General features: G+C 56.6%; 2 protein-coding genes and 1 pseudogene. All 3 read left to right on the forward strand.

Translation table 11 applies throughout. From position 1 onward, the window contains the following. A pseudogene (locus B2R17_RS16930) lies at window positions 1–662 on the forward strand (hypothetical protein); the annotation flags it as partial. A 28-nt stretch (window positions 663–690) separates the two neighbouring features. Continuing rightward, window positions 691–1,383: a 3-keto-disaccharide hydrolase gene (locus B2R17_RS16935; protein WP_286764912.1), complete on the forward strand. Its 693-nt coding sequence runs from the start codon at window positions 691–693 to the stop codon at window positions 1,381–1,383. Beyond that, a complete protein-coding gene (purD, locus tag B2R17_RS16940; RefSeq protein WP_008667608.1) occupies window positions 1,376–2,689 on the forward strand; it encodes a phosphoribosylamine--glycine ligase in 1,314 nt (437 codons plus the stop codon). Before B2R17_RS16935 ends, purD begins: the two co-directional genes overlap by 8 nt. Window positions 2,690–2,898: the final 209 nt, after the last annotated feature.

A 2,898-nucleotide genomic window follows, 5' to 3' on the forward strand; every position in this document is an offset into this window, starting at 1 on the left:
TGATCGAAGACGGCATGCTGGAAAAAGTCGAGGACTTCGACCACGGCGGCAAAAAGATCCCCGCCAGCCGGCTCGGTTATCGCATCACGGACAAGTTCGTTCGCACCTACTTGGCTCGTGTTTTCGATAACCCGTCGAAGGTCTTCCCCGAACCGATTTTGCGTCCCGAGAAGCAGGATCAAGATTCGTTCGCCGATGGCGTGCTGCAAATTTCCGAAGCACAAGCTCGTGTCGCTCAGAACTACTTTGGTGATTCTGGGTACGAATTGGCGTGCCCACCGCTGCGTGCGGCACTGGACATCATGGTGCACGGCGAACACAACGGCAAAACGATCGACGATCCCGAAGTACGCCAGCTCTTTTCGCGAGAATCGCTGCTCAGCAGTGACTGGTATCGCCGTCGCCTCGACGCCAAACAGCAACGCGATATCGCTCACTGGAAATCGATGCAGCAGCGATTGCAATCGTTCATGGACGATCCGCTGAACACCGATGCGACGGAACGGTTGGACATGAAAGCCCAATACGAATATGCGACCCAACAACGCCAATTGGCCGAGTCGGGAGACTATATTGCATCGTTGCAGGGAACCCTGGGCGTCGACCCGATGTCGCCGTCACCCAATGACCCTGTGATGCTGGACCGGTTGGCCAGCGTCTAGCCCGCCATCCCCGCTCCTGAGTCTACGCATGTTTCGTCCCCACCTGCTGCTACTGTCCGCCGTCGTTTCACTCGTCCCCGCCCTCTCGATCCAATCGATCGTGAAGGCGGACGATGCCTCTAAAAACACGTCCGCACAAGAAACCGGATTTGTTTCTTTGTTCGACGGCGAGTCACTCGACGGCTGGAAAAAGTCGACCGAGAACCCGGACAGCTGGCAGGTTGAAGACGGAATGCTCGTCTGCAAAGGCGAACGTTGCCACCTCTTCTATGTCGGTGACCTGGCTCCGCTGAAGAACTTCCACTTCAAAGCCGACGTGAAAGTGATGCCCGGCAGCAACGCCGGAATTTACTTCCACACCCAATATCAAGAATCAGGCTGGCCCAAATTTGGCTACGAATGCCAAGTCAACGTCAGTCACAAAGATCCCAAGAAAACCAGTTCGCTCTATGGGGTCGAAAACATCGACGCGGAAACGCTTGCGGCCAATGGCATTCGTGACAACGAATGGTACACGCAAGAAATCATCGTCCGCGGCAAACACATTGAACTGAAAGTCAACGGAAAAACCCTGGTGGATTTCACCGAACCGAGCGACCAAGAAGCTTTCTCAGATCGCTTCGAACGCCGGTTGGGCGAAGGCACGTTTGCCTTGCAAGCCCATGACCCACAAAGCATCGCCTACTTCAAAAACCTGCGAGTCAAACCACTCGATGAGTAAATACAACGTGTTGATTGTTGGCTCTGGTGGACGTGAACATGCCCTGGCATGGAAAGTCAAACAGAGCCAGCACGTTCAAAATGTTTTCGTTGCCCCCGGCAACGCCGGCACCGGGATGGACGCGACCAACGTCGACCTGGATCCGGCCGATCACGATGCCGTGATCCAATTCGCGAAAGAGAACAATGTCGGCTTGGTCATCGTCGGTCCCGAGGCACCCTTGGTCGCAGGCTTGGTCGATGCGTTGACCGACGCCGGGCTGCGTGCCTTCGGCCCCAGTAAAGCGGCATCGGAACTAGAAGGCAGCAAAGTCTTCTGCAAAAACCTGCTGCGATCCGCTGACATCCCGACGGCAGACTACCGTACCTTCCGCAGTGCCGACGACGCATCGCGGTACATCAAAGATCGATTCAGCGAACCCACCGATCCGGTCAATGTCGTTGTCAAAGCCGATGGTTTGGCCGCCGGAAAAGGCGTTGTCGTCTGCGACACGCGCAGCGAAGCGTTGGAAGCAATCGACCGGATCGCGGCTCGCAAGGAGTTCGGTGCCGCCGGCAAAGAACTGATCATCGAAGAACGTTTGACGGGCCCCGAAGTCAGCGTGCTGGCAATCACCGATGGTGAAACAATCGTCACGTTGCCGCCCGCGCAAGATCACAAGCCCGCCAACGATGGCGACACCGGTCCCAACACCGGCGGCATGGGCGCCTACTGCCCGGCACCCGTGTTGGACGAAGAGACCCTGGCGAAAGTCGAATCGAGCATCCTGGTCCCCGTCGTTCACGCGATGAAACGGTCGCGTCGTCCGTTCAAAGGTGTGCTGTACGCGGGTTTGATGCTCACCCCCGCCGGTCCCAAAGTGTTGGAATTCAACGTTCGTTTCGGCGACCCCGAATGCCAACCGTTGCTAATGCGTTTGAAGACCGACCTAGTCGAAGTCATGCAGGCCGTCGTCGATGGCAAGCTGGAAGAAACCGGTCCACTCGAGTTCGATCCGCGACCCGCCATTTGCGTCGTGATGGCCAGCGAAGGCTATCCGGCTGATTACGAGAAAGGCCACGCGATCACCGGCATCGAATCAGCCGACAAGATGGAAAACGTCAAAGTCTTCCACGCGGGGACTCAGCGTGTTGACGGCGAAGTCGTCAACACCGGCGGTCGCGTGCTAGGCGTGACCGCAATGGGCGATTCAATCAGTGCCGCGAAATTGCAGGCTTACAAAGCCGTGCGTGAAATTCGTTGGCAAGGTGCTTGGTGCCGCAAAGATATCAGCGACAAAGCACTCGTCACTGCGGCCAAGGCTTGAACCCGCGAAGACGTAATCCACTGCAAACGTGGTGAATGAGACAACGAATCCTCAACTGATGAATTCGACGTTCCATCCGCCATGTTTTCGTAGGTCGTGCAGTTTCTAAGTGCTGTGTTCGTGACGTCTTGCGAACCCCGACCGCGCAGGAGGTCGTTCAGTTTTGAAGTGCCGTGCTCGCAAGGTTGAAATCACCCTCCTGAACGCAG

The organism is Rhodopirellula sp. UBA1907 (assembly GCF_002337565.1).
GTDB lineage: Bacteria > Planctomycetota > Planctomycetia > Pirellulales > Pirellulaceae > Rhodopirellula > Rhodopirellula europaea.

What these genes read in the sequence shown, in the direction of transcription:
- purD (WP_008667608.1), top strand. Translation starts at nt 1,376, where the DNA reads ATGAGTAAATACAACGTGTTGATTGTTGGCTCTGGTGGACGTGAACAT.
- B2R17_RS16935 (WP_286764912.1), top strand. Translation starts at nt 691, where the DNA reads ATGTTTCGTCCCCACCTGCTGCTACTGTCCGCCGTCGTTTCACTCGTC.